Origin of the sequence: Thermosipho japonicus, assembly GCF_014201655.1 — a bacterium.
GTDB lineage: Bacteria > Thermotogota > Thermotogae > Thermotogales > Fervidobacteriaceae > Thermosipho > Thermosipho japonicus.
The window spans coordinates 126,970-150,008 of sequence record NZ_JACHEX010000003.1 but is presented as its reverse complement, the minus strand read 5'-3'; the positions used below and the strand labels follow the sequence as shown (position 1 = coordinate 150,008).

The following is a 23,039-nucleotide window of genomic DNA, read 5'->3' as shown; positions in this document are numbered from 1 at the left end:
TGAATGAGAGTCAGCGTTCTTACATACGGTTGTAAATTGAATCAATATGAATCAGAACTTATGGCCGAAAAGCTTGAAAATGAAGGATATATAGTGGTAAACGAGGAAGTAGAATCGGATATTTTTGTAATAAATAGTTGTGTTGTTACAAACGAGGCGACAAGAAAGATAAAGCAACAGATAAGAAGACTAAAGAGGAAATTTCCAGGAGCAAAGGTAGTAGTAACAGGGTGTTATTCTCAACTTGGATTTGAAGAATTAGAAAAAGAAGGCGTTGATCTTGTACTGGGAAATAATGAAAAAAAATATATTGATAAATATTTAAGAGAATCTGGTGTTTTTGTAGATAAGGCGTACTGGAATAGGAATACTTTGGAAGATGAATTTGTTTTTTCATCCCTTGCAGAGAGAACACGTGCATTTATTAAAGTCCAGGATGGTTGTACCAATACATGTAGTTATTGTGCAATAAGGTTTGCAAGGGGAAACAGAATTAGAAGTAAACCGGTTGAGTTGGTTGTAAGTGAGGTTTTAAGGCTTGTAAATAAGGATTACAAAGAAATTGTAATCACAGGATTGAATCTTGGAAAATTTGGTAAAGATATTGATTCTTCTTTGCATGAGCTGTTAAGAAGTCTTGTTAAAATAAAGGGTGATTTTAGAATTAGATTGAGTTCGATAAATCCTGAAGATTTAGATGAAGAGTTAATAAATTTGATAGGAACAGAAGAAAAGATTTGTAATCATCTTCACATTCCTCTTCAAAGTGGAAGTACAGATGTATTGAAAAATATGAGAAGAAATTATACTCAAGATGATTATTTAAGAGTTGTTGGTAGTATAAGAAAAATTGATCCTAATTTTTCGATTACAACAGATATAATGGTTGGATTTCCTGGAGAAAGCGAAAAAGACTTTGAAGAAACTTTGAAAGTTGTTAGAGAAGTTTTATTTTCAAAGGTTCATGCCTTTAGATATTCTGATAGACCTAACACACTTGCTTCAAAGATGTCTAAAAAAGTGCCTGGAAATGTAAAAAAAGAAAGAGTTGAAGTTTTAGAAAAAGTAAGCACATCAGTTGCAAAGGACTATAGAAAAAGACTTGTTGGAAGAAAAGCAAAAGTTTTAATTGAAAGTTATAAAAACAAGATATATTCAGGATACGATGAATACTACGTGTTACATGAAACTTCCCACGGAGAATTCGGTAAGATAGAAAATGTAACAATACAGGCGGTAACCGACGAGGGAGTGATTTCTAAAAAGTATGAACGAAAGGTCTCTAATAGATAAGATACTTAACGGAATAGTTGTATATGAAACTGTTCGTATATATGATGGAAAACCTTTTGCGATTAGAGAGCATTACAAAAGGCTAATTAATTCTTTATCGTATCTTGGAAGAGAAGATGAAGTAAGTTTAGATGATTTTGAAAAAGAAATTGAGAGAAATATTTCCTTTGACAGGGTAAAGGTATATGCAATTGTGAGTGATAAGGTGGAGCTTTATTCTGTTGGCGAAAATATATTAACTAAAAGGGTAGAAAGTGTCAAAATAGATATTTCAAATGTAAGACATGCCGATCCATCGTCAATACCACCTAATTTTAAATCACTTTCAAGAGCAGATGTTTTTCTTGCAAGGCAGAACAAGGGTGATAACTACGATGTGATACTGTTAGGTCAAAAGGGGCAGGTATGTGAGGGAAGTTTTTCCAATGTTTTTTTAGTTAAAGATGGTAAATTAATCACTCCTTCACTTGAAAGTGGGATTTTAGAAGGTATTACAAGAACGTTTGTTATAGACATGCTAAAAGAAAATGGTTATACAGTAGAGGAAAAAATAGTCGAGGTAAAGGAACTGTTCTATGCAGATGAGATTTTTCTTACACATACGAGCATGGGTATAGTTCCTGTAAACTATCTTGGAAAGTTTTCCTTAAAAACAGAACTTTCTGAAAAACTTTCAATGATGTTTGAGGAGTATCTTCATGCAAAGATTGGGTGAAGTTTTACGGGAGCTTGCAAAGAAGAATTTGTTTATAAAAAATCTTTATGTTTCAACACTTTCAAGAGAGTATTTTGAAGATGTTATTGGAAAGCCTTTTAATGAGCATTGTAAAGTGATTATGTTTAAAGATGGGATTATTTATATTGAATGTGATGATCAACTTTTTGTAACTGAACTTAATTTTTTTAGGGAAAAAATTCGTGAAAAGTTGAATGATAGATTGGGGATATATGTTATAAGGAAAGTAGTAATAAGAAAGAAGAGGAGGGCAATAAATGGACTATAGTGCACAGAATATAAAGGTATTAAAGGGACTTGAACCGGTAAGACAAAGACCTGGAATGTACATAGGTTCTACTGGAAAGGCAGGTCTGCACCATCTTGTATATGAAATTGTTGATAATAGTATAGATGAATCACTGCAGGGATATTGCGATACTATAAAGGTTACAATTTTCAAGGATGGAAGTGTTGAGGTAGAAGATAACGGTAGAGGTATTCCAGTTGATATTCATCCTGAAACAGGAAAGAGCGCACTTGAAGTTGTTATGACTACCCTGCACGCTGGTGGAAAATTTTCGAAGGATTCATACAAGGTAAGTGGTGGTCTTCATGGCGTTGGTGCATCGGTTGTTAATGCACTTTCTCAGTGGCTTGAAGTGGAAGTACACAGGGATGGAAAGGTATACTATCAAAGGTATGAAAGAGGAACACCAACCTGTGAGGTAAAGATAATAGGTGAGACTGAAAAACGTGGAACAATAGTTAGATTTAAACCTGATCCACTAGTTTTTTCAACGACGGATTTTGATACGGATACAATTTTAATGAGACTTAGAGAGCTTGCATTTTTGAATCCAAATATTACTATTCATTTTAAAGACGAAAGAAACAATACAGAAAGAACGTTTCATTATACAGGCGGTATTAAAGAATTTGTCTCACATTTGAGCAAGGGAAGCAAATCCTTGCATGAACCAGTATATATTAACGGAGAATACGAAAAGGTTAAAGTTGAAGTTTCTTTCCAGTATACAGATTCAGATTTTGAAAAGATTTATTCATTTGTAAATAATATAAGGACTGTTGATGGAGGAACACATGTTACTGGTTTTAAATCTGCCTTTACAAGAGTCGTTAATGAATTAGGTAAAAAAACAGGACAGTTAAAGAAAGATTCATTACGTGGAGATGATATAAGAGAAGGAATGGTTGCTGTTATAAGTGTTTTAATGAGCAGCACTCCAGAGTTTGAAGGACAGACAAAATCAAAGTTGGGTAACGAAGAAGTCCAAGAAGCTGTAGCAAAAGTAGTGAGAGAAAAGCTTCTTGAATTTTTTGAGACGAATGAAAATACGCTTAAGATAATTATACAAAAAGCACTGGAAGCAAAGAAAGCAAGAGAAGCCGCAAAACATGCTCGTGAAATGGTGAAGAGAAAGAGTGCTTTTGGAAGCTCTTCGCTCCCTGGAAAGCTTGCAGATTGTATTACTAAAAAGCTTGAAGAATCTGAACTTTTTATAGTCGAGGGTGATTCTGCAGGTGGTTCAGCAAAACAGGCAAGAGATAGAAATTTCCAGGCAATTTTACCACTTCGCGGAAAGATTTTGAATGTGGAAAAGAGTAGTTGGCTTAAGCTTTTAAAGAATGAGCAGGTAAGGGATATTATAACCGCATTGGGTGTTGGTATTGGTGACGATTTTGATATTAAAAAGTTAAGGTATGGGAAGATAATAATAATGACCGATGCTGATGTTGATGGTGCACACATTAGAACGCTTCTTTTGACACTTTTTTACAGGTACATGAAAGAATTAATCGATGAGGGAAGAATATATATAGCACAGCCCCCTCTTTACAAATTAACTGTTGGAAAGAATCATTATTATTTCTACAGCGACGAGGAATTGGAAGATTTTAGAAAGACATTAGGAGATAAAAAATATGAAATACAGCGTTACAAAGGTCTTGGTGAAATGAATCCAGAGCAACTTTGGGAGACTACTATGGATCCAAACACAAGAAAATTGTTAAAAGTTTCAATTGAAGATGCGGAAACCGCAGATGAGTTGTTTGAAATGCTTATGGGTAGCGATACTGAGAGCAGAAAGGAATTTATATTCAGACACGCACTTTCTGTAAAGGAGATAGATGTATAAGTGAGAAAAGGTATTTTGTTTATTTTGTTGCTACCTATTCTATCTCTTTCCATGTACATACAGTTTTTGGATGTTGCAACGGTTACAAGAAATGAAGTTACAGTATTTGATGTGGCGGCAACTTATACTCAAATCGATGCGACAAGCCTTCAAAATATTGTTTTAGCATATCTTCCTGAGAATTCTTCAACCGATATTAATATAAAGTACATACTTCAAAGACTTTCAAGGGTGGCAACTCAAATCGAGGCCACCCCTACTGTTGGTACTGTAAGGGTTGTATTTCCAAATCTTGTAACTAATGAAAGTAGTATGTCTACTCTAACTGTTGAGGAGGCACTAAAAATTGCAACAGAGGTTGCACTCTCAATGCTTCCAGCAAATTCAACTGTAGAAGTTACTTCAACGTATGGCGAGATTGTCGATCACAATAGTTTTGATTACGATGTAATTCAATCTGTTGGCGGGAGTTTTTTGGTAAGATTTGCTCTAAAGAAAGATGGTAGAACCAGAGGATATTTTAACGTTAACCTAATAGGAAAATGTATTAGGAAAATTCCCGTAGCTGCGAGAAATATTAATTACGGAGAGCAGGTTAATATGGACGATGTAGCCTTTGCAGATGTAAATATATTTTCTTTAAGGGGAACACCGCTTGATGTATCGAAGCTTCCAATGATTTCTAGAAAGTATTTTAAAGTTGGTGAACCTCTGTTTGAAGAGTATTTTGAAAGAGTTCCAGATGTGGTGGTTGGTCAGGTTATAGTGGGATATGTAGAATTGCCTGGTGTTATCGTAAAAACAATGCTTAGGGCGCTTGAGAGTGGAAACGTAGGAGACGTGATTAAGGCAAGAAATATAGAAAGTGGAAAGATAGTGTACGGAGTTATAGTGAAAGGACCTATGTTAAAGGTCGTGGAGGTGTCGAAATGAAAAAGATTTTAACAGTATTTTTGGTGTTTTTTGCATTTTTTATTTTTGCTAATTCTATATATAACCCTAATAGCAAATTTTCTAATATAATTGCAAGTCCACGTGCATCAAAGGTAGGAGATGTTGTAAATATACTGGTGTATGAGTCTCCGAGATTTTCGACAAGTTCTGAGGTAGATTCTTTTAAGAATACAATTCTTGGTGCAATAAGTAGTGGATCAAAAATACTTGGAAGTGATCTTTCAGGATTTTTACCGATAAAGGATTCAGATAAAGTGAAAAGTTCTAATAAAAGTCAAACAAGTGTTATTTTGCAGATAACTGCGGTTGTTAAAAAGGTAGATGAGTACGGTAATTTATACGTTGAGGGTCGTAAGAATATAAAAGTTGGTAATGATTTAAGAGAGATTATTATTACAGGATGGGTCAATCCCGATATGATTTCAGCAAAAAATACCGTTAATTCAACAGATTTGATGGATGCACAAATCTGGGAAAATGGGAAAATTATATTTGAAGATGATCCAAATGAAGGAAGTTGGCTCGGACTTATTTTATCATCTCTTGCAGAACTCTTTAGATGAGGTGAAAATGTATGAAGAAGAAAATAATCATTGCCTTGTTAGTTGTAGCAGTATTTTCACTTTCAGCGGTTGTTAGGATAAAGGATATTGCAAAGTTTAGAGGTGCACGTGATAACCAACTATTCGGTGTTGGAATAGTTGTTGGATTAAATGGAACTGGAGATGGAGGAACGCTAAATTCTCCACTTCTTGCAAATATGTTTAAAAATTTTGGGATACCTATCTCTGAGGAAGATATAAAGTCAAATAATACGGCTCTTGTTATGGTTGTTGCTGATATTCCACCTTTTTACAAAGAAGGAATGAGGCTTGATGTTATAGTTGCATCGCTTGGTAGTGCAAAGAGTCTTGAAAACGGCGTGCTTCTTCAAACACCACTTTATGGTGCAGATGGCAATATATATGCAGTAGCACAGGGACCCGTTTCAGTCGGTGGCTCTGAAGTAAAGTCTTCAGTTAATCTCCAAAGCAGATTCAAGGTTACAGGTTACATTCCAAACGGTGCACTTATAGAAAAAGAAATTCCAGCAAATATTGTTTCAGATAACAGTGTAACTATACTTCTTCAAAATCCAGATATCACTACTTCTGCAAGAGTTGCAACGGCAATAAATGAAAAGTTTTCTGTAAAACTTGCAAAAGCAGTTGATCCCGCATCTGTTAGAGTACAGATACCCGATGCATTTTCAGATGATATTATTACCTTTTTGTCCATAATAGAGGAACTTGAGGTTATACCTGACCAAGCTGCAAAGGTTGTCATAAATGAAAGAACGGGCACGGTAATTTTTGGTGGCAATATAAAGATCTCTGATTTTACCCTCAGCTATGGAAACTTTGTTGTGAGTATAAAAAATGGGGAAATTGATGGGCAGGAAGCTACAATTTCAAACCTAATTTCCGCGTTAAAGGCATTAGGTGCTACACCGCAGGATATAATAGGTATCATTGAGGAGCTTCACAAAGCAGGGGCAATTTATGCAGAGGTAAAGGTTATGTGATATGTGGGGTGAATGTGCATGGATGTTTCAAAGGTCTCACAAAATACTGTAAATCAAATAAATGTTGACAAATTAAAAAAGGTTTCAGAAGAATTTGTAGCAAATTTTTTCTTTCAAATCTTTAGAAAGATGTACGATACTATTCCAAAATCGTCTTTGATTCCGGAAAGTTTTGGCGAAAAATGGTTTAGGGAAAATATGTTGTATGAGTATTCTAAGATGGCTGCAAAAAATGATCTGAAGGATTTAAGTATGAGTGTGTATAGATCACTAGGTGGAAAGGTGTACAATCAGATTCCAAATACAAAAAAATAATTGGACATACCAAATGGTATGTCCAATTTTTTATTTAGGGGTGAAAAAATGAGCTTTGTATATGGTATTGTACCATCTAGGAGACTAGGTAGATCACTTGGAATTTCTCCTATACCTTTTAAAGTTTGTAATTACTCATGTGTGTATTGCCAGCTTGGAAGAACATTTAATATGACAAATGAAAGAAAAACATTTTTTGATGTAAATGTTATTTTAGGTGAATTAAAGGAGTATATCAAGGTATATGGTGAGGATGTTTTTGATGTAGTTACTATTGTCAGTGAAGGAGAACCTCTTTTGTTTACCCCACTAGATGAATTAATAGATGGTATAAAGAAAATGACTTCTAGACAGGTAGTTTTAATAACAAATGGTTCACTTTTTTATAGGGAAGATGTAAGAAAAGAAGTCTTAAACTGTGATATTATAATGCCTACATTTGATGCGGCTAGTGAGGAAGTTTTTAAAAAAATAAATCGGCCATATGGAAAAATCACATATGAGATGATGTACGATGGTCTTTTAAAGTTAAGAAAAGAGTTTAAAAGACAAATATGGCTTGAGGTAATGCTTGTTAAAGGGATAAATGATTCGTATGAGGAGGTTTTAAAATTAAAAGAAAAGATTGAAAAGATAAGACCAGATAGGATTTATGTAAATGTTCCAGTAAGACCACCTGCAGAGCCGTGGGTTAAAATACCTGAGAAAGAAAATATTGAATATGCAAAAAGAGTTTTGAAAGCTTGCTCAATCGAAAAAATGGCAGAAGGTAATTTTTTAACTTTACATGATGATTATACCTCTGTTGTAAATATCTTGAAAAGGCATCCTCTGATGATGGACGATGTAAAAAGGAATTTTAAAGATAGCGAAAGGATTATCGAAAAGTTATTAGAGGATCCAAGTATAGAAAAGTATCACTACAACGGTAAGGTGTTTTTTAGATTTAAAAAGGTGTAGTACAAATTATTATTAAAACAAGATGCCAACCGTTATGGCTGGCATCTTTTTATGCATATTCTTTGGCTTTGCTTCTAATTACACAATCATCTATTGTAACTTCACCTTTTATAACACCTTCAGCAAATGCTTTACAATTAGAATACCCGCATGCTCCACAATTCATATTTGGTAAATCTCTTAAAACCTCTTTTTCATTTTCATATACTATATCTTTATCTTCTATTTCATCAATTATATCTTCTCTACTTACCAATTTTTCCATTATATATCCCATAATTAAAATTGCTGGAATTGTCAAAACATACCTTGTAGTAGCAAATGATAATCCTAAGAAACTGGATTCAACCATAAACATAACGATTTTTACTACTGCCCAGGAGCTAATTATTATAACTAAATTTCCAATACTTGCTCCTTTCAAGAACAAAGCTTGCGCTACGGGGAATGCTGCATATATTGGTCCTGCAGAAATTGCACCTGTAAAAATTGATAAAAGTTTTCCTTTTATACCAGATTCTTTACCAAAGTTTCTCATTATTACTTCAGAAGGCACCCAAACTGTAATTAATGATGATATTATTAGTATGGGGGGCATAACTTCGAGCATTTCAATTAAGAATCCTTTAGTCATTTCTAATCCTCTAAAAAATATTTCTGGTTTTGTAAAAAAAGCAATTGAATACAGAACTATACTTATAAATATTAATTTATAGTTTTTTATTAGTTTTGTAAGTTTAGTCATAAGATCACCGCCATTCCTGAAGCAATTAAAATCGCAGCTACAAAGCTTATCCATAATCTATGTAATGTAAATTTTTTACCAAAGTATTTTATTTCTATAGGCATTGTCGCAAAACCAACCATAGTTAGTGTAGTAATAAAAGCTGCTATTGCAGTTAGGTTTGCTCCACTTTGATAAAGAGATTTTGATAAAGGAAAAGCTATAAATGCTGGAATAATTGTTAAAGCACCAATAATTGCTCCATATACCGTACTTAAAAATTCATTTGAATTACCAAGTAGTTGTTTTATCAACTCTGGTGGTAATACAGCAAGAACTAACCCTACTAATGCCATAACTCCTATGATTTCAACAAATGTTTTTACAAGTAAATTCTTGGATAATTTTAAGCTTTCTTTTGTTTTTTCTTTGTTTTTGAAAAATGACCAAATTAAAAATATCAAAGCAATACCAATTAGAATTGCTGTATTCATAAATCGACCTCCTTTTTTCTTTTTTCTTTATTATAATTATAAAGTATAATAAAAAACAAAACCGTGATTTTACTCACGGTTTTGTTTTTCAGATTATTCAAATATTTTTAGATTGATCAATTTTATATGGTTTTTATCAATCTCTTCAATTATATTTTCATCTATGAGTTCTTTAATTTTTCTTGAAACGACTTCTCTTACACTTCCTATATCGTTTGCAATTTTTTGTTTTGATTTAAAGTAAACAACATTTGATTTTTGCTGCTTATATAAAGATGAAAAGTACTTTATTATTCTCTCCTTTATGGATTTTATAATCAAAATATCTACAACATTTGATAGGTTCAATAACTTTTTTGATATTTCGTTTAGATACAATACAAGAAAATCTACGTTTTTACTAAATAACTCAAGGATTCCTTCTCTTGATATTTCTAAAATTTTTGAATCTTCTTCTGCTATTATATATGAAGGATAATTAGCTCCGGAAAAAATTAATCCTTCTCCAAAACTTTCATTTTTACCTAAATATTTTAATACCTGTTCATAACCTTCAGAGGTATATTTTACCACCTTCAACTTACCTTCTATGATGATACTAACTTGTTTTAATTCTTCAATTGTAGAATGTAATATATCATTTTTTTTTACTTTTATTATCTTTCCATACTTTCCCAAGATATTCTTATTCTCTATTAAAAATCTTTGGAAAGATTTATTTTTCACTTTTTCGTTCCATCCATATCCTTGAATACAAGATCTTTCCAAAGTTCCACAGTTTCTTGTAAATAACTCATCGATGTTTCTCTTTTCCAAGCTTATGTTTACACCAATCAAAATACATTTTTTTTGATTATACTTGTTAGAGTAGTTTCTTTCTTTGATTTGATTTAATGCACTTTTTGCAGATTTATCCGTTTTAATCTCTATTATGTATACCCTATCATTAAATTCTATTACAATATCACTTTTGCCAGTGCTACTTGCCTCTTCTGCTTTTACGTTCAAACCACTTGAGGCAAGTATCGTGTATATTAGAGAATGATAGTAACTTTCTTCTTTTTTGTGTAAGTTGTATGGCACAGATGATATGATACTTTTTATTTCATCAAATGCTGCATCAATATTGTTGTTTGAAAATGCTAGATATATATTTCTGTCAGCTTTTTTTATGTAATTTCTAGGGATATTATAGCTTGCTTCAAGAAGTAATTTTGAAAATCCATTTTTGACTTCTAGATTTGGAAAGTCGAGTATATATTCATATTCAAGGCCATAGTATATTCTTTTTTTAAAGGTTAAGTACCCAGCTTGTGCAAAAAAGATGTTAGGAGGTGCATCTTCAATTTCATGACTTGAAAAATCAAGTTCGCTTACAGGATAACTTGTTAAATCTTTGTATGTGACCTTTTTTTCTTTTAGGTATTGATACAGAAAAAATGGAGAGCCGCTTTCAAACCAGGAATTTTTAAACTCTTTTTTTTGAAAAAATTGAAGTATAGAAAAGGGATTATACACAAATTTATCTCCATCGAATGAAAAACCGTTATAGTACTTTTTAATTTCATCTAGTAATATACTTTTTTCTATATTTAACTCTTTTGAGGTAGCAGCTATATACTCGTCAAAGTAGCTTTCAAGTTCTTCTTGTGTATATCCAAACATGGTTGAGAATTTATCATCGAAGGAAATATCTTCGAGGTTGTTTAGAGAGCTAAATACACCCATTTTAGTAAATTTGGTAATGCCAGTAATAAAGACAAAGCGTAGGTTTGAATCTTCTTCTTTTAAAATTGAATAAAAATTTCTCAAAAATTCCCTCATTTTTTGAGCTTTTTCTTTTTTGTGTATATTATCCAAGACGGGTTTTTCATACTCATCAACTAGTACAACAACTCTGGAATTTGTCTTTTCAGAAAGAGATTGAATAAGTTCTTTGAAACCGTATGAGATATCTTTCTCAAGAAACTTTAGATTTAAGTTAAACTTTTTAGCAATAGTAGAAATTTGCATGTAAAGCCCTAATTGAACTTTTTCAAGATTTTCACAGTTAAGACCAACAAGATTGATTCTAACAACAGGAAAAGTTTGACTAAAGTCCCATTTATTGTAAATCCAAGTATCTTTGAATAATTCTTTGTTGCCTTTAAAAAGATTTTCAAAAACACTGAGAGTAAGACTTTTACCAAACCTTCTTGGTCTAGAGACAAAGAAGTATTTATTGCCAGAAGAAGCAAGGTCATATATAAACTTAGTTTTATCAACATAAATCATATTGTTGCTCACAATATCGGAAAAGTCCTGAAGACCAATGGGTAGACCTTTCACATTTTCACCTCAACAATTTTTAACTATTCAAGATAATTATATCACTTAATTATTCAGTTTTTTAATGAGGCCAAAGTGGATTAAAAAGAGAATAATGGAGATTGATAGATAGTAGAATATGCTCATATAACTTTTAGGAAGACTTGCAAATAGAAAGGTGAGCAGATAGGAAAATGGTAAAAAGAGATTACCCATTTTTTTGGAAAGTATGTGGTGAAGATGTTTTCTGTCTGCAAGAAAAGGATTTTCTTTTGAAATGACTCTTCTAATAAAGCTTGCTACTACTTCATAGAATGGATATCCAAAAAAGATGGTTAGGTACACCATATCATTTTCTATTAATAAAGCCGAAGAAAGAAGTATAAATCCCGTAATTAATATCCCACTTTCTCCCATGAAAAGTTTTCCAAAAAAGTTGAAGATGTATATTGGAAAGTAAGAAAGTGCAAGTTCAAATTGAGAAAGCATTGAAAGATATATTATTGATACACCGGTGGATAGGCCATTAAGTCCATCTATCATATTAAGCCCATTTAAAAATGCAATGATCCAAAATATTGCAAAAATGTTTGTAAATATATTGCGCATTCCAAATAGTGTTATATTGTATTTAAATACAATATACAATGCTATTATTATTTCAAATACAAACTTTTGTTTGTATGAAAGCTTGAACATATCATCTAGTATTCCAAAAAGCAGGAGCGAAAAAAGTATTAAAAAGGGATAATCGAAAAAGAAAAGAAGTATTGTAAATAATATAACCCCACCTATTTGAGGTGTTGGCTTGTGATGGTTTTTCCTTTCTGTGGGATAGTCAAGTAATATATTATATTTTTTTGAAAAGAAGTATATTACGAGTGTTATAAGAAAATATGCAAGTAGTTTCAAATTTTCACCATCTTAGTATAGATAAAGAAATTAAAAGATTAATTGCCGAAAAGACCCCAACAATTTTTTCTTCTTTCCAGCCCAAAAGTTCAAAGTGGTGATGTATGGGCGACATTTTAAATACCCTCTTTTTGAATACTTTGAAAGAAAATACCTGAATTATGACACTGAGTGTTTCGACTATAAAGATAGATGAGGAAAATACAAGTTGTGTTTCTATATTGTAATGCATTGCAAATACTGCAAGAAATGCACCGAGCGCAAGTGAGCCTGTATCGCCCATAAATATGGATGCAGGTCGCGAGTTAAAGAGTAAAAACGCAAGAACAGAGGATATTATGATAAGCACGCTATAGTCTTTGGTAAAAAACATGAGTGGAACCATCGAAGTTATCCAAACCCATCCTGCAAGACCGTCAAGTCCATCTGTTAAATTTACCGCGTTAGAGGCTCCAACTATTACAAATGTCCAAAAAATGTAATACGTAGTCTTTGAAACTTCAATTCCAAATATTGGTCTTACATTTGTAAAGGAGATTAAAAGCAGGGAAAAAATGATTTGAAGCAAAAATTTTTGATATGCCCTAAGGCCTAGAGCATTCTTTTTAAGTATACTTGAAATATCATCTATAAAGCCAATAAATCCAAAAAGGATTAGGGAAAGAACAAAAATAATAGGTGCTTTGGAAATCAGCAAAAAGATACTTGCAGTCGATATAAATACAATGCCAGCCGCAGTAGGTGTTCCACTCTTGTAGTTATGAAGGTCTGGTCCTTCTTCTCTGATGTATTGGCCGACTCTAATTTTTTTCATAAGTTTTATGTAGTAGTATATTAGTATAGCTGTGATTATAAAGTTTAGTATATACACGCCACCAGCTCCTTAAATAATTTTTTCTATGAAAAATATAGACAAAAGAAGGTGTAGAATTTCTTCCTCATCTAGTGCTTTTTTAAATACAAATAAAGCTTTCTCACCATCTAAATTGAAAATGTACCTATGAAAATTATCGGCAGATTTATAATCTAAAAGGTAGTAGTTTCCAGAAGTTTTTGAGATAAGATATTTTTCTCCTTCAAACTCGATTTCTATAGCATCATCTTTTTTGACTATATTACATGTTTTGCTACTATCACAAAAAAATTTGTTTCCCTTTTGGGAAACATTTAAATTTATTGAATCTCCTAAAAATCTTTTAAGAAGTTCTATGTTTATCTTTTCAAATGTAATCATTTGAACGTTTTTTCTCCTTTATTTATTTTTTGAAAGATAATATCTATTGCAACATCCCTATCTTTAAATGGTACTTTGTGATTTTCATCAAATACTTGATATGGTTCATGCCCTCTTCCTGCAATTAATATTACATCTCCACGATTTGCAAGTGTGATTGCAGTATCAATAGCCTCTTTTCTATCTTCAATGGAAAGACTCAAGCTTCCAGGAACAAGACCAGCCTCAACATCTTTAATTATCTTTAAAGGATCTTCACCCCTTGGGTCATCAGTTGTAATAATGGTTATATCTGAGTATTTTGATACTACTTCTCCCATCATGGGTCGTTTTCCTATATCTGATTGGCCTCCAGCACCAAAGACGGTAATAAGCCTTCCTTTGGTGAGTTTTCTAAGCGAGAGTATTACCTTTTCAAGTGCATCGGGGGTATGTGCAAAATCAACAACTATTTCTATTCCAAGTTTCTTTGCCTCAGGTATGATTTCAAATCTACCGTCAACTCCACGGAAGGTTGCAACAGATGCAATTACATCATCTATATCGTAGCCTATTTCGGCAAGGGCGGCTACCACCAATGTAATATTAAATGCATTGTACTCTCCAATTAATTGTGATGCAACTTTCTTTTCACCATATGGGGTGTCTAACTTAAAGAATGTACCAGACCAATTGGTTGTGATTTCACGTATGACGTAATCCGATGAACTGTCTACTCCAAAGCTAATAAGTTTTATATTTTTGTTTTTATTTTTAACTTCTTGCAAAAGCTCATGATTTACTATTGCAATTCCATTTGGTTTTAGAAGATTCAAGATATGAAATTTTGCCTTTTTGTAGTTTTCAAAAGTTTCATGAAAATCAAGGTGATCCCTTGTTATATTTGTTATACCTACAATATCATACTTTATACTTTCCACTCTATACTGCGAAAGAGCATGGGATGAAACTTCCATTCCATAGTACTTTCCGCCGTTTTCAAGGGTTTTATACATATTTCTCATTACTTCAATAGCACTCGGTGTGGTGTTTGGATGGTAAAATTTATCTCCCATTATATCATTTACCACTGTGCCGCTTATACTTCCCTTTATTCCAAAGTTGTGCATAATGTGATGGAATAAGTGCACTGAAGTTGTTTTTCCGTTGGTTCCTGTAACACCAAATGTGATAAGTTTTTCATATGGTTTGTTGTAAAACATACTTGCAATTATTGATTCGGCAATTCTTGAATCAACAACCTGTATGTAAGGGTATTTTCTTATCTCTCTTTCTACAATAAAAACGTTGGCTCCCATCCTGTAGAGGTCATCTACAATATTATGCGAATCAAAACTCGTCCCTTTTCTGCAAATAAAAAGGGTGTTTTTTTGAATATCTTTCGAGTTTGAAGAGATATAATTAAATTCGAGGTTTTCATCGCAGTTTACCTTAAGAATTAAAGAATTTAATTCTCTTAAAATATCCTTGATCTTCAAAAATAAATCACTCCCTTTTAAAAGGGTTCTTTTTAAAAATTATATAACAAAACATTAAAAAATTCAATATTTTAGGTTAGTAAAATTAAAAAAGTGATAGGAATCCTTCTATCTTTTCCTTATCTATTTCTATTCCCGGTTCTATATCCGGTGTATTTTGACCATGAAAGTCTGAGCCTGCTGTTTTTACAAGATTGTATCTTTTAGCCAGTTTTTTATATGTTTCGATCATATCTTTTGTATGCTTTGAATAATACACTTCTATACCTTTTAGTCCTAACTCCACCATTTTTTTAAGTAGCTTTTCAATTTCATCTGTATCTTTACTTGTTTGATATGGGTGTGCAAATACAGCAATTCCATCTGCCTGAGTAATTATTTCAATTGCACTTTCAAGGTCTAATCTTTTTTTATCTTCATACAGTGGCATACCGCGTTTGAGATATTTTTCAAATGCCTCTTTTCTATCTTCAACGTATCCTTTTTTTAACAAGAGTGATGCAAAGTGTGGACGTCCAATGAGAGTACCGTTTGCCTCTTCTAATAACTCTTCAAGGGTTATGTCAAATCCAAGTGCCCTTGCTTTTTCAACCATCTTTACGTTTCTTTCGTATCTGTATTGCTTTAACTGATCAAGAACTTTATTTAATTTTTCGTTGTTTATATCAAAACCATATCCTAGAATATGAAGTGTTGTAGGGTGTTCCACACTTATCTCAACACCGGGGATAAAGTTTTTTTCTTTTATCTGTTTTACTCCATCTATAGTATCATGGTCGGTTAGCGAGAAATACTCAATTTTTCTTTCTTTTACTAATGCTACAAGCTCTTTTGGATTTAACGTTCCATCTGATGCAGTTGAGTGCATGTGAAAGTCTACTATCAAGCAATTCATCCTCCTTTGTAATCTTCAAGTGCTTTTAAAAGAATTTTGTAGTCAAAAAAATTCATCCATATTCCCTGAACTCTTTGTATATTTAGCTTTTTTTGTATCGGTACAAAAAGCATGTGATATATTTTTTGAACATGGCTCTTTTTTACGTGTATTTTTATGCCTTCTTTTAGTATGCCAATGAGGACATCTAAGTTTAAGACATTAAAAAGGCCATCTACGAAGCTATAGAATTGGTCGTTGTCTTTAAATTTTAACACACAGATATTTAACCCCTTTATATTGTAAAACTTTGCATTTTTAATTGTTTTTAAAAAAGACCTTTTGTCTATATCTTTGTAGTATACCACATCTAAGATATCTTCAAAACGTCTATTTTTTAAAAACTTTGAAAAGTAGAAAAACTCACCTTCCCTTGCAGTTCTAAACATTGCTGTATCTGTATAGAGTGCAACAGCAAACGAAAAGAGGATCTCATCATTAAGTGGTAGGTTTTCTTTTTTTGAAAGATTGTAAAGGTTGATAACGTTTGCACTGGAATGCTCGATATGACAGAAAAGTGCATTTTCTACAAAATCTCCATCCCTTTTGTGGTGATGGTCGAATATAACGTATGGTTTATTAATCTTAAAAGGAAGGTCTTGCCTTTTTTCTGTGTCGTATATAAAGATGATGTCAAAATCATCTATATTGTCAGTACTGCTTTTTAAATTGAGCATTTCAATTAATCCTGCAGCGCTTCTAAGCTCGTATGGGGGAATGTAGTAGCTTCCTCCAAAAATGGATAATCCCCAGTAGATGGAGGCAATTCCATCGCAATCTGATTTTACATGAGTTGTATGAAGAATTTTCTTGCTTTTTAGATTTAATAACTCTTTAAAAGTTATATTCTTCATATCATTTAGATTATATCACTAAAAAAATGCGGCTTTGAAAAATTCAAAGCCGCCAGAGTCTACTTTTTAGTTATTTTATTTTTTATTTCTCTTATTTTTTGGATATTTTCTTTGCTTGAGATTATAAGGTAATCGTCTGTTTCGATAACAACAAGATTTTCAACATCGTTTAAAATAGTTATCTTTTTACTTTTTACAATATTTGCTTTTGAATCAAAATAATATGTGTTTTCATCTACTACATTTCCATTTTCATCTTTTTTGCTGTGTCTTTCAACAGAAGTCCAACTTCCTACATCATCCCATCCAAATTCAGATGGAATAACATAGATATCTTTTGCATGTTCCATTATTCCATAGTCAACGGAAATTTTGTCTACCTTTGGATATAACTCTTTTAGTATTTTCAAATATTCTTTTCCAGAATATTTAAAAATTTCTTCTAGGATGTTATACGTATTTGGAAGAAACTTTTTTGTGTTTTCAAGGATAGTTTCTGTGTTCCAGACAAATATTCCTGCATTCCAAAGGTAGTTTCCCTCACTTAAGTATTTTTTTGCAACTTCAAGGCTTGGTTTTTCAACAAATCGTTCAACTTTTAATACAGATTCGTTTATGGTTAAATTATCTTCGCTTTGGTATTTAATGTAGCCATACCCCGTTTCTGGCCTATCTGGTTTTATACCAAGTGTTACTATAGCATTTTTATTTTTGTTTATAAATTCAAATGCATTGGTTAGTGCTTTTTGAAAATTTTCTACATCTTCTACAAGGTGGTCTGCAGGAAGAACTGCAAGATTTACATCGCCGAGTTTTTCTTTTATATAAAATGCAGAGAGTGCAATACAAGGTGCCGTATTTCTTCCAGCAGGCTCGATTATTATATTTTCTTCAGGAAGGGTTGGAAGCTGCTCTTTTACCAAATCAACATAGATTTGTCCTGTGACAACAAAGGTATTTTCAATTGGTATAATACCTTTGAGCCTTTCAACTGTTAACTGGATCATAGTTTTTTCATCGAAGAGGTTTAAAAATTGTTTTGGTTTTTCATCGGTTGAATACGGCCAAAATCTTTCTCCTTTTCCTCCCGCCATTATAAGGGCACAGTTTTTCATACTTTTTCCTCCCTTTGCTTTTTTATCATTTTTAATTATACCATTATTATTCATACTCTCCGTGCATCTCTCTGTAGTATTTTGTGTTTTCATCGTCTGCGGAAAGGTAGTCAAAGTACAGACACGTAAATGGTGTGTCAGTACAATACGGTGGTCTTCGATTGTTTTTAAGTATTGATATGAGCTTTTGTTTTATAAACAAAAGTACAAAATTTCTTTGCTCTCCACGACCATCAAATTTTGAAAGCGCGCACATTAATATGTACCAGATGGTTTGTTCTAAATCTTCGAAAGATAAAATTTTGTATTTGTATGCTTTATAATACCTTCCAGCAATATTTTTGACATCATCTTTGTATGTTTTGTATATATCCAAGATAGATTCCCCCTTACATATAAAATTTACAAATGTATACATAATAGATAAAAATAAAGAGGAGAAGGCCTGTGCCTTCCCCTCGAAAAGTTACTTAAACAGAATGTTTGTAAGATAATCTATTGCAGGTGAAAGCACTAGTTCTAAATCTTCTCTGTCTATATCTATGTGTAAATAATCAAAGATACTATCTACAAGTTCTATTACTTCTTTTTTCTTTTTTTCACCTTCACCGGGTCGCTCAACAAGATCCATAAAGAGTTTTACAATTGACCATATCATATGGTTCACCTTACTTTAATATGTCTATTAATATGTTTGTATTTGATTCGAGAACTCTTGCCTCATCGAATACATATCCTTCAGGAACAAGCCCGTTGTCTATTAAGACTTGTGCGTCTGTTTGAAGAGCAGCTGTATCTATATTTTCGACAGGATTTTGAACATTTACTCTGAATGCTTTACCATCTTCTTGATTTCTAAAAACAAGTGTAAGTCTTTTCATATTCCCCTACCCCCTTAAAATTTTTATTTTACTTACATTACTGGTGTATATGTAACTAATTGTGCGAAATAGAGTGAATAATTTGTGTACTTTTCTATTGTTTGAGCGATTAAAAGTGCTTTTTGAGTGTCAACACTATCTTGTACAGTTAATGACTGAGTCTTTAGCATAGGTTCACCGTTTTCATCAGTTCCAACGTTCCATTTTATAGATAGCTTTTTCATGTTTTAACCCCCTTCAAAGTTTTTGTTTTTCATTTCCAGGCGGCCGCCTTCACTTATATATATCTACGTGAGGAGGTGGTAATTTACTAAATGTATACATATGTATATAAATTGTAACACGTATATACAGACTGTCAAGGATTTATATAGGAAGATAGAAAATTTTTATGGTTGTTCTTTTGTTAATGTTGCTTAAAGATAAAAGAATATCGAAAATATAGTATTTATGTGTGAGCGTTATTGAGACTTTTCTTGGAAATACGTAATTTAAAGATTTATATTGTAAATTTAGTTTAAATTTACAATAAAAAATAGTTTCTTAAATTTTAAATTAAACATTATATGATATAATTTTTTCGATTTGTAGAAAGGAGGAGTTATTATGTACCAAGGATGGAAAGAATGTCCTAGGTGTGGAATTGAAGTAAAAAATGATGAAGGTTATTGTCCTGAATGTGGATGGGTTTTTTATAATAAGAGGTGTCCAAGGTGTGGAAAATATATACCAGATTATGCTAAGATTTGCTTTGATTGTGGTTGGTATTTTTATTGGGAAAGGGAAATTGGCGAAGATGATGAAGATTACTATGAATACGATAGCTATGAATATTATGAAGAGGATGATGAACCAGTGGAAGATTATCCAGATATGTTAGAATTTTGGAATTCAGAACTTGGAACGGATTTCGAGGATGAAAATGAACTTGGACAATATTTAGATGATTTGGGGTACTAATTTTAAAATGTCAGATTTTAATATTTAGATTCGTTAAATAAAAGGTAAGTGTGATGAAAAGGGGGAAGTGCATGAGAATATATGTAGATGGATCCTACTACGATAATTTAAACATTGCAGGTTTTGCATTTTGTGTAGTTAAAGATGAGGAAATAAAGTTTACATACAAGGGCGCGATGGTAATAAATAGGGGAAATTCCATTATTGCAGAATTATTAGGGGTTATTAAAGCATTGGAGTATTGTAATAACCTTGGAGTAAAAGAAGTTACTATAATACATGATTATAACGAAATTCCAATGCTTGCATCCTTTTATAGGAATACAAAAAATCCGTATATTAATTCATATGCAAAAAAATTAAGAAAGCTTTATCAACAGTTAGATGTGAGCTTTGTAAAAGTAAAAGCTCACAAAAATGATAGATTTAACAATTATGTTGATGAAATGTCTAGAAAGAGTGTTGAAGAGTATTTGATAAAAAAGTTGAAAAAAAGTAAATACTACAAAAAGTAAACAAGTAAATATTTACATGTATAATTTGTAAAGGAGTGATTTTAGATGATTGAAAATGTATTCTTGATTGGAAACGGTTTTAATTACAGTATATTAGAGTTTGTAGATGATGGTTTAAAGGAGAGAATAAAAGGTATAATAAGTCTTTGGAGTAGGTTTGAGCAATTTTTTTCTGAAATAAGAAAAATTGAAAAGTACAAAGATTTAACAGATGAAAATATTATAGATATTATAAATCATTCTTTAGAAATACTTGGAAAATTACCGCTTGTAAAGGATGAAGATTTAAAAGGATGTCTTCAAAAATTTAAAAAAGAATTTTTTGTGAAAATTAATAATGAACTTTTAAAAATTGTTGAGAAATTCATTGAAGCAGAAAAAAAGGGGCTGCATCAATATTTAGTAACTTTTTATTATCAACATACAAATTATAACATTTACGAATTTGTAAAGAATAATAATATTTCGGTATATACTACAAACTATGATGGAATTGCCGAAATGATAGTTGGCTATGATAAAAACGGTAACAAAGGTAATACAAGGATAAAACTACGTGATATGTTTGGAGGAGGGGAAAATGATTATAATATTTTTGCAATTGATAATTACTTTAGAGATTATGAAAAATCAAAATTAATACATTTACATGGTTCCTATAAATACTTTTCATTTTCTGGTAAATTTATAAAGATGAAAAAGCGTCGCTGGGATTTTTACTATCAAAATAAAACAGATCTTACTCCTGTTATAGTTTTTAATGCGCCAAAATTAAAAGAAGATCAAATAAAAGGGTCTTTAATATTAAGTAAGTATTTTGAACTATTTAAAGAAGAATTGAGAAAAGCAAAAAATCTTATAATCTGGGGACAATCTTTAAAAAATGATTTATACATAGAAGATATTATCCGAAAATTTTTTATTGAAAAGTATTATAACAAGCAGAAAAATAAACAAATTATAATAGTTGATATAGAAAAAAAGCACAAAATTGAAGATGCCTGTAAGAATAAAAATATAGTGCTAAAATATGTGAACCCAAAAGATTTTAACAATCTCAAGGATTTATTTGAAAATATTGGCGCAAATATGATTTAAATAATTTTTTGTTTGATAATTTTTGATTTGTTAAAAAATAGAATCATTTAAATTTATGCAACAATGTGAATTTTTTGAAAATATATTGTTTAGATAATTTTTTGTGTGTTATAATATAATTTGCAATCAAAAGAGATTAATGTGTTAAGAAATGTTGATAATTACACTTTTCCGGCTAAAAATAGGGAGCTTGTAATAAGGAAAAAGCTTGTGAATTTTTAAAAATTGATGCTTGAAGATATATCATAAGGTAGAAAGTGAGGAATATTATGAATATGTCGCGTTTGCTATTTGCTATAGATTTTATAAGTTTTTTCATAGTTTCATTTTTAGCTACAAACTCACTGGTATTTTCAATGTTTTCTTCTCTCTTTCTTGTATTATCTTTGTTTGCATTTAGAACATATGAAAATGTTGAGGTAAAAAATGATCATTTTCTAAGAATAATAGTTTCATACTTTTTTGGTATCGCAATTATTTTAATCCTAAATCTACCCTTTGATTTTCATATCTCCAAATTTTTCTACATTTACTCATTTCTTTTGGCTATAACTTTACTTCCAATTGTTCACTTTGCAATTTACAAGTTTGCACTTGTAAAAACGCCAGTGAAAAGATATCTTGTTATTGGTAAAAAAGAAGAATTTTATGATATTTTAAGTGAAATAGAGGAAAAATCAAAAGGCAAGATAGAATTTGTTGATTTTATCAATCCAACGCCTGCTTTACTTAAAGAAAAAGTAAAAGCAGCAGATAGAGTATTAGTATGTGATTTAGAACTTGAAGAATATGTAAAGGATGATCTAGAAATTTTGAGTAATACCTATAAAGTGGAATATTTGCCAAATTTGGTTGAAAAGGTGTTAAAGAGGATACCAATTAAGGTAATTGAAAAATTTGAAGAGTATTATAAAATATCTTTTAGAAATGTAAGTGAATCTCCTGCGAAAAGAGTATTAGATATATTTGGATCTATTGTAGGGTTAATAGTTTTTTCTCCTTTTATGCTTATAACTGCTATAGCTATACTTATTGAAGATGGTAGGCCTGTTGTGTTTAGGCAAAAGAGAGTGGGGAAGAACGAAAATTTATTTGAGTTTATAAAGTTAAGATCTTTAAAAAATACAAAAATAGATAAAAATTCACCTAATAAAGATATAGAAAAGAGAGTATTGAAAATAGGAAAAATAATTAGAAAAACAAGAATAGATGAGACACTTCAATTCTGGCTTGTTTTAAAAGGAGAGATGAGTCTGGTAGGTCCAAGACCTGAAATGGTTGAATATCATGGGATGATGAAAGGTAATATACCATTTTATACGTATAGACTTTTACTTAAACCTGGACTTACTGGATGGGCGCAACTTAATTATAAGCATTCTTCTACGTTAGAAGAATATAAAATAAAGACAGAGTATGATTTGTACTATGTAAAGAATAGGAATATTTTCCTTGATTTGCAAATTATTTTACAAACACTTGAGGCTATTATTTGGAAAAGAGGGGCTAGATAGTTATTTTTTTAGGTTTAGAAATAAGATTTTTAAAATTTTATAAGGTATGTTTATTT

Annotated in this window: 27 protein-coding genes; 13 read left to right on the top strand and 14 right to left on the bottom strand. The window is 31.5% G+C overall.

What is annotated here, in order from left to right:
• The first annotated feature begins 3 nt into the window (after positions 1-3).
• The 9 genes from mtaB to HNP65_RS06465 are packed head-to-tail and all read left to right on the top strand — an operon-like array spanning position 4 to position 7,963.
• Positions 4-1,293 (top strand): tRNA (N(6)-L-threonylcarbamoyladenosine(37)-C(2))-methylthiotransferase MtaB, encoded by a 1,290-nt coding sequence (gene mtaB / locus HNP65_RS06505; protein ID WP_184619479.1) that lies wholly within the window; start codon positions 4-6, stop codon positions 1,291-1,293.
• The gene (locus tag HNP65_RS06500; protein ID WP_184619478.1) at positions 1,268-2,008 is read left to right on the top strand and encodes an aminotransferase class IV; all 741 of its coding nucleotides are present in this window, start codon (positions 1,268-1,270) and stop codon (positions 2,006-2,008) included. The genes mtaB and HNP65_RS06500 overlap by 26 nt, the downstream gene beginning before the upstream one ends.
• The gene (locus HNP65_RS06495; RefSeq protein WP_184619477.1) at positions 1,992-2,297 is read left to right on the top strand and encodes a DciA family protein; all 306 of its coding nucleotides are present in this window, start codon (positions 1,992-1,994) and stop codon (positions 2,295-2,297) included. Before HNP65_RS06500 ends, HNP65_RS06495 begins: the two co-directional genes overlap by 17 nt.
• Positions 2,287-4,170 (top strand): DNA topoisomerase (ATP-hydrolyzing) subunit B, encoded by a 1,884-nt coding sequence (gyrB, locus tag HNP65_RS06490; protein WP_184619476.1) that lies wholly within the window; start codon positions 2,287-2,289, stop codon positions 4,168-4,170. The genes HNP65_RS06495 and gyrB overlap by 11 nt, the downstream gene beginning before the upstream one ends.
• Positions 4,171-5,103, top strand: a complete 933-nt coding sequence (gene flgA / locus HNP65_RS06485; RefSeq protein WP_184619475.1) for a flagellar basal body P-ring formation chaperone FlgA — start codon at positions 4,171-4,173, stop codon at positions 5,101-5,103. It begins immediately after the preceding gene.
• Positions 5,100-5,687: a flagellar basal body L-ring protein FlgH gene (locus HNP65_RS06480; protein ID WP_184619474.1), complete on the top strand. Its 588-nt coding sequence runs from the start codon at positions 5,100-5,102 to the stop codon at positions 5,685-5,687. Before flgA ends, HNP65_RS06480 begins: the two co-directional genes overlap by 4 nt.
• Positions 5,688-5,698: 11 nt before the next feature.
• Entirely contained in the window at positions 5,699-6,688 is a 990-nt protein-coding gene (locus HNP65_RS06475; RefSeq protein ID WP_184619473.1) for a flagellar basal body P-ring protein FlgI, read from the top strand.
• A gap of 18 nt (positions 6,689-6,706) precedes the next feature.
• Positions 6,707-7,003 carry a rod-binding protein gene (locus HNP65_RS06470; protein WP_184619472.1) on the top strand — a complete coding sequence of 99 codons (297 nt, stop codon included), beginning with the start codon at positions 6,707-6,709 and terminating at the stop codon, positions 7,001-7,003.
• 48 nt (positions 7,004-7,051) lie between these two features.
• Positions 7,052-7,963: a radical SAM protein gene (locus HNP65_RS06465; RefSeq protein ID WP_184619471.1), complete on the top strand. Its 912-nt coding sequence runs from the start codon at positions 7,052-7,054 to the stop codon at positions 7,961-7,963.
• 49 nt (positions 7,964-8,012) lie between these two features.
• On the opposite strand, the gene HNP65_RS06460 is transcribed toward HNP65_RS06465, so the two are convergent.
• From HNP65_RS06460 to HNP65_RS06395, 14 genes are all read right to left on the bottom strand, one after another.
• Positions 8,013-8,708, bottom strand: a complete 696-nt coding sequence (locus HNP65_RS06460) for a permease (RefSeq protein WP_184619470.1) — start codon at positions 8,706-8,708, stop codon at positions 8,013-8,015.
• Positions 8,705-9,181, bottom strand: coding sequence for a permease (locus HNP65_RS06455; protein ID WP_184619469.1), 477 nt, complete (start codon positions 9,179-9,181; stop codon positions 8,705-8,707). Before HNP65_RS06455 ends, HNP65_RS06460 begins: the two co-directional genes overlap by 4 nt.
• Before the next feature lie 93 nt (positions 9,182-9,274).
• Positions 9,275-11,509, bottom strand: coding sequence for an AAA family ATPase (locus tag HNP65_RS06450; protein ID WP_184619468.1), 2,235 nt, complete (start codon positions 11,507-11,509; stop codon positions 9,275-9,277).
• Between the two features lie 45 nt (positions 11,510-11,554).
• A complete protein-coding gene (locus HNP65_RS06445) occupies positions 11,555-12,400 on the bottom strand; it encodes a glycosyltransferase family 4 protein (RefSeq protein WP_184619467.1) in 846 nt (281 codons plus the stop codon).
• A 4-nt stretch (positions 12,401-12,404) separates the two neighbouring features.
• A complete protein-coding gene (mraY, locus tag HNP65_RS06440; RefSeq protein WP_184619466.1) occupies positions 12,405-13,271 on the bottom strand; it encodes a phospho-N-acetylmuramoyl-pentapeptide-transferase in 867 nt (288 codons plus the stop codon).
• Positions 13,272-13,283: 12 nt separating this feature from the next.
• A complete protein-coding gene (locus HNP65_RS06435) occupies positions 13,284-13,634 on the bottom strand; it encodes a hypothetical protein (RefSeq protein ID WP_184619465.1) in 351 nt (116 codons plus the stop codon).
• Positions 13,631-15,112 (bottom strand): UDP-N-acetylmuramoyl-L-alanyl-D-glutamate--2,6-diaminopimelate ligase, encoded by a 1,482-nt coding sequence (locus tag HNP65_RS06430; RefSeq protein WP_184619464.1) that lies wholly within the window; start codon positions 15,110-15,112, stop codon positions 13,631-13,633. Before HNP65_RS06430 ends, HNP65_RS06435 begins: the two co-directional genes overlap by 4 nt.
• A gap of 85 nt (positions 15,113-15,197) precedes the next feature.
• Positions 15,198-16,007, bottom strand: a complete 810-nt coding sequence (locus tag HNP65_RS06425) for a PHP domain-containing protein (RefSeq protein ID WP_246348211.1) — start codon at positions 16,005-16,007, stop codon at positions 15,198-15,200.
• A complete protein-coding gene (locus HNP65_RS06420; protein WP_184619462.1) occupies positions 16,004-16,900 on the bottom strand; it encodes a DHH family phosphoesterase in 897 nt (298 codons plus the stop codon). Before HNP65_RS06420 ends, HNP65_RS06425 begins: the two co-directional genes overlap by 4 nt.
• Before the next feature lie 59 nt (positions 16,901-16,959).
• Entirely contained in the window at positions 16,960-18,015 is a 1,056-nt protein-coding gene (locus tag HNP65_RS06415; RefSeq protein WP_184619461.1) for a mannose-1-phosphate guanylyltransferase, read from the bottom strand.
• Positions 18,016-18,061: 46 nt separating this feature from the next.
• On the bottom strand, positions 18,062-18,391 hold the full coding sequence (locus HNP65_RS06410; RefSeq protein WP_184619460.1) for a sigma factor: 330 nt from the start codon (positions 18,389-18,391) through the stop codon (positions 18,062-18,064).
• A gap of 90 nt (positions 18,392-18,481) precedes the next feature.
• Positions 18,482-18,673 carry a hypothetical protein gene (locus HNP65_RS06405; RefSeq protein ID WP_184619459.1) on the bottom strand — a complete coding sequence of 64 codons (192 nt, stop codon included), beginning with the start codon at positions 18,671-18,673 and terminating at the stop codon, positions 18,482-18,484.
• A 10-nt stretch (positions 18,674-18,683) separates the two neighbouring features.
• Positions 18,684-18,896 (bottom strand): DUF2922 family protein, encoded by a 213-nt coding sequence (locus HNP65_RS06400; protein ID WP_184619458.1) that lies wholly within the window; start codon positions 18,894-18,896, stop codon positions 18,684-18,686.
• Positions 18,897-18,928: 32 nt separating this feature from the next.
• Positions 18,929-19,120: a DUF1659 domain-containing protein gene (locus HNP65_RS06395; RefSeq protein WP_184619457.1), complete on the bottom strand. Its 192-nt coding sequence runs from the start codon at positions 19,118-19,120 to the stop codon at positions 18,929-18,931.
• 382 nt (positions 19,121-19,502) lie between these two features.
• On the opposite strand from HNP65_RS06395, the gene HNP65_RS06390 reads away from it, so the two are divergent.
• From HNP65_RS06390 to HNP65_RS06375, 4 genes are all read left to right on the top strand, one after another.
• Positions 19,503-19,856 (top strand): zinc ribbon domain-containing protein, encoded by a 354-nt coding sequence (locus tag HNP65_RS06390; protein ID WP_184619456.1) that lies wholly within the window; start codon positions 19,503-19,505, stop codon positions 19,854-19,856.
• Between the two features lie 71 nt (positions 19,857-19,927).
• Complete coding sequence (locus HNP65_RS06385; protein ID WP_184619455.1) at positions 19,928-20,371, top strand: RNase H family protein; 444 nt, start codon at positions 19,928-19,930, stop codon at positions 20,369-20,371.
• A gap of 45 nt (positions 20,372-20,416) precedes the next feature.
• Positions 20,417-21,469: a hypothetical protein gene (locus HNP65_RS06380; RefSeq protein ID WP_184619454.1), complete on the top strand. Its 1,053-nt coding sequence runs from the start codon at positions 20,417-20,419 to the stop codon at positions 21,467-21,469.
• 269 nt (positions 21,470-21,738) lie between these two features.
• Positions 21,739-22,983: a sugar transferase gene (locus HNP65_RS06375; protein WP_184619453.1), complete on the top strand. Its 1,245-nt coding sequence runs from the start codon at positions 21,739-21,741 to the stop codon at positions 22,981-22,983.
• Positions 22,984-23,039 lie beyond the last annotated feature (56 nt).

What these genes read in the sequence shown, in the direction of transcription:
- HNP65_RS06470 (WP_184619472.1), top strand. Translation starts at nt 6,707, where the DNA reads ATGGATGTTTCAAAGGTCTCACAAAATACTGTAAATCAAATAAATGTT.
- HNP65_RS06415 (WP_184619461.1), bottom strand. Translation starts at nt 18,015, where the DNA reads ATGAAAAACTGTGCCCTTATAATGGCGGGAGGAAAAGGAGAAAGATTT.
- gyrB (WP_184619476.1), top strand. Translation starts at nt 2,287, where the DNA reads ATGGACTATAGTGCACAGAATATAAAGGTATTAAAGGGACTTGAACCG.
- mtaB (WP_184619479.1), top strand. Translation starts at nt 4, where the DNA reads ATGAGAGTCAGCGTTCTTACATACGGTTGTAAATTGAATCAATATGAA.
- HNP65_RS06390 (WP_184619456.1), top strand. Translation starts at nt 19,503, where the DNA reads ATGTACCAAGGATGGAAAGAATGTCCTAGGTGTGGAATTGAAGTAAAA.
- HNP65_RS06420 (WP_184619462.1), bottom strand. Translation starts at nt 16,900, where the DNA reads ATGAAGAATATAACTTTTAAAGAGTTATTAAATCTAAAAAGCAAGAAA.
- HNP65_RS06475 (WP_184619473.1), top strand. Translation starts at nt 5,699, where the DNA reads ATGAAGAAGAAAATAATCATTGCCTTGTTAGTTGTAGCAGTATTTTCA.
- HNP65_RS06455 (WP_184619469.1), bottom strand. Translation starts at nt 9,181, where the DNA reads ATGAATACAGCAATTCTAATTGGTATTGCTTTGATATTTTTAATTTGG.
- HNP65_RS06395 (WP_184619457.1), bottom strand. Translation starts at nt 19,120, where the DNA reads ATGAAAAAGCTATCTATAAAATGGAACGTTGGAACTGATGAAAACGGT.
- HNP65_RS06425 (WP_246348211.1), bottom strand. Translation starts at nt 16,007, where the DNA reads ATGAATTGCTTGATAGTAGACTTTCACATGCACTCAACTGCATCAGAT.
- HNP65_RS06385 (WP_184619455.1), top strand. Translation starts at nt 19,928, where the DNA reads ATGAGAATATATGTAGATGGATCCTACTACGATAATTTAAACATTGCA.
- HNP65_RS06460 (WP_184619470.1), bottom strand. Translation starts at nt 8,708, where the DNA reads ATGACTAAACTTACAAAACTAATAAAAAACTATAAATTAATATTTATA.
- HNP65_RS06400 (WP_184619458.1), bottom strand. Translation starts at nt 18,896, where the DNA reads ATGAAAAGACTTACACTTGTTTTTAGAAATCAAGAAGATGGTAAAGCA.
- HNP65_RS06495 (WP_184619477.1), top strand. Translation starts at nt 1,992, where the DNA reads ATGCAAAGATTGGGTGAAGTTTTACGGGAGCTTGCAAAGAAGAATTTG.
- HNP65_RS06480 (WP_184619474.1), top strand. Translation starts at nt 5,100, where the DNA reads ATGAAAAAGATTTTAACAGTATTTTTGGTGTTTTTTGCATTTTTTATT.
- HNP65_RS06405 (WP_184619459.1), bottom strand. Translation starts at nt 18,673, where the DNA reads ATGATATGGTCAATTGTAAAACTCTTTATGGATCTTGTTGAGCGACCC.
- HNP65_RS06435 (WP_184619465.1), bottom strand. Translation starts at nt 13,634, where the DNA reads ATGATTACATTTGAAAAGATAAACATAGAACTTCTTAAAAGATTTTTA.
- HNP65_RS06500 (WP_184619478.1), top strand. Translation starts at nt 1,268, where the DNA reads ATGAACGAAAGGTCTCTAATAGATAAGATACTTAACGGAATAGTTGTA.
- HNP65_RS06465 (WP_184619471.1), top strand. Translation starts at nt 7,052, where the DNA reads ATGAGCTTTGTATATGGTATTGTACCATCTAGGAGACTAGGTAGATCA.
- HNP65_RS06380 (WP_184619454.1), top strand. Translation starts at nt 20,417, where the DNA reads ATGATTGAAAATGTATTCTTGATTGGAAACGGTTTTAATTACAGTATA.
- HNP65_RS06375 (WP_184619453.1), top strand. Translation starts at nt 21,739, where the DNA reads ATGAATATGTCGCGTTTGCTATTTGCTATAGATTTTATAAGTTTTTTC.